This is a genomic window from Paraburkholderia sp. J11-2 (genome assembly GCF_905220185.1).
Lineage (GTDB): Bacteria > Pseudomonadota > Gammaproteobacteria > Burkholderiales > Burkholderiaceae > Paraburkholderia.
In genome coordinates this window covers 1-2,264 of sequence record NZ_CAJMYY010000073.1, presented here as the reverse complement: position 1 = coordinate 2,264, position 2,264 = coordinate 1, and the positions used below count along the sequence as shown (strand labels likewise).

Here is a 2,264-nt window from a genome sequence, read left to right as displayed (position 1 = left end):
CTTCCCGGGCTTCGGCCGCTCCGCCGGTGAATTGACGGTTGCGACCGCTTCCATTCCCGCGCTCGCGGATTGGCTGTTTCGCTTCACACAGGCGCTCGGCATAAGCGGACCAGTCGGCGTTGCCGGCCACGACATCGGCGGTGGCGTTGCACAACAGGTGCTCGTCGACGGCAAGCTCGGAGTGAGCCGTCTCGCGCTCATGAACGCCGTCATGTTCGACTCCTGGCCGGTCCCCGGGGTCGCACGCTTTCGCGACCCCGCAATTGCCGCGGCCACGACGCCCGCCGATGTGCTCGCGGCGAGACGCACGTCGGTGATCACCGCGCTAGGACGCCCCGCATCCGAGGCAGAAATTGCCGACTATCTCGACCCGTGGACCGAGCCCCGCGTGACACGCTCGTGGCTAGCCCTGGCGGGCGCGGCATACAGCCACTACACGATGGATCTCGTTCCGGCCTTGCGCGCGTCCAGCGTGCCGAAGCTGCTGATTTGGGGCGAAGACGATACGTTCCAGTTGATCGAGCACGCCGAGCGATTCGTGACCGAAATACCGCACTCCTCGCTCGTGCGTATCCCCGCGGCCGGACATATTCCGACTGAAAACGATCCGAAAACGATCGCTCGCGCGCTAATCGACTTTTTTGCGTAAAGCTGTAAGTTGGCGCAGGGGAACCAGCGGCGCGTTGCGTGTGCCGCTGGCTTCTCATCTGCTTCAGCCGGTAGCCTTCACTTCCCTCCGCCCCCTCGCAACAACACGTTCGATACCGTCGAACGATTTCATCAGCCCCGTCGAACGGCAATCTCGCGCAGCGCGTCCACCATCACGTCAGTGAGACGCGGTCCGCCTCGTAGTGCGCGCGACCAATGCAGATTTGATGAACTGCCTCATCTCCAAGCGAATTTCTCTCCTGCTTTACCAAGGAAACGCCAATGATCAAGCTTTACTTCCACCCTTCGCCCAATTCCATGAAGGCCGCCCTTCTGCTCGAAGAACTGGAATTGCCGTTCGATCTGATCGCCGTCGACACGTTCAAGGGCGAACAGCATCTGCCGGCATTCCGCAACGTAAATCCGAACGGCAAGGTGCCCGCCATCACCGACGAGGACGCGACCGTTTTCGATTCGCATGCCATCCTGCTGCACCTCGCCACGAAGCACGGCAAGTTCGTTCCCGCCGATGCTGCCGCGCGCGCTGAAATGCTCTCTTGGCTCATGTTCGTGGCAACGGGGCTCTCGCCGTTCTCCGGTCAGGCCGTGCATTTCCAGCACCACACCCCGGAGCCCTTGCCCTATGCGCGCAACCGCTACCTGAAGGAAGTCGAGCGTCACTATCGCGTGCTCGACGAGCGGCTCGCCAGAACACGGTATCTGGCAGGTGAGCACTATTCGATTGCGGACATGGCGCTGTGGGGCTGGGCCATGTTCGCCGGCTACATTCTTGCCGAAAAAGGACTGAGTGACTACGCCAACGTCAAACGCCTCGTAGACGAAATCGGCAAACGCCCCGCAGCCGCACGTGCGCTCGCACTGAAGGAACGGCTCACGCTGAAGACCGACTTTGACGAAGAAACGCGTCGCGCGCTCTTCCCCCAAAACGTCTAATGCTTTCCAGACGCATCGCGGCGCTGCCCGCGATGCGTCTCTCTAACGAGGAGCCCGGCTCATGAGTACCGCACAATCGCCGCAGCCAACGGCTGCACCCGCACTACGTCTAAACAACTTCGCGCTCGCCGTTGCGAATCTCGATGCCATGGTTGCCTGGTATGTCGACGTACTTGGCCTCGCCATCGCAGCGAAGGGGCACTTCGATGCCGTTGGCGCGAACTACGCCATGCTCGACGGCATGGGCTTCCGGCTCGAACTCGTCTCCCGCCCTGGCACACCCAAGGTCGCCGCGAAGCGCACACCGCCACCGGAGCACCTGGACGAAACGGGCTGGAAGGCGCTGGTGCTGGAGAGCGGCGATCTTGCGGGTGTGACTGCCGGCTTCGCCAGGCTTGGCGTAGAGATTGTCTGGGCGCAGGCGCAACTCACGCCCACCATTTCCTCGACGATGATCCGGGACCCAGAAGGGAACCTCATTCATATTCTCGGCCAACCGGAATAGCGGCAAACGCGGAGGCCTCCTGGGAGGCCTCCGCGTCCAGCATCCCAATCAGATCATCGACTTCCCGATCGACGCGCCGCCGTCGACGAAAAGCGTCTGCCCCGTCACGAATCCCGCGTCCTCGCCCAGCAGGAACGCGATGGATGCCGCCAGTTCA

At 62.4% G+C, this 2,264-nt stretch carries 4 protein-coding genes; 3 read left to right on the top strand and 1 reads right to left on the bottom strand.

Features of this window, described 5'->3' with window-relative positions; all coding sequences use genetic code 11:
- From U5A57_RS41145 to U5A57_RS41135, 3 genes are all read left to right on the top strand, one after another.
- The coding region (locus U5A57_RS41145) for an alpha/beta hydrolase (RefSeq protein ID WP_321918055.1) at positions 1-649 on the top strand (649 nt) is incomplete at its 5' end.
- Positions 650-930: 281 nt separating this feature from the next.
- Complete coding sequence (locus tag U5A57_RS41140; RefSeq protein ID WP_321918054.1) at positions 931-1,602, top strand: glutathione S-transferase family protein; 672 nt, start codon at positions 931-933, stop codon at positions 1,600-1,602.
- A gap of 61 nt (positions 1,603-1,663) precedes the next feature.
- A complete protein-coding gene (locus tag U5A57_RS41135; RefSeq protein ID WP_321918053.1) occupies positions 1,664-2,107 on the top strand; it encodes a VOC family protein in 444 nt (147 codons plus the stop codon).
- Between the two features lie 48 nt (positions 2,108-2,155).
- On the opposite strand, the gene U5A57_RS41130 is transcribed toward U5A57_RS41135, so the two are convergent.
- Positions 2,156-2,264, bottom strand: a 109-nt coding sequence (locus U5A57_RS41130) for an SDR family oxidoreductase (RefSeq protein WP_321918056.1), incomplete at its 5' end; no start/stop codon positions are given.

Excerpts from the sequence above, each read along its gene's own strand:
- U5A57_RS41135 (WP_321918053.1), top strand. The coding sequence starts at position 1,664 with ATGAGTACCGCACAATCGCCGCAGCCAACGGCTGCACCCGCACTACGT.
- U5A57_RS41140 (WP_321918054.1), top strand. The coding sequence starts at position 931 with ATGATCAAGCTTTACTTCCACCCTTCGCCCAATTCCATGAAGGCCGCC.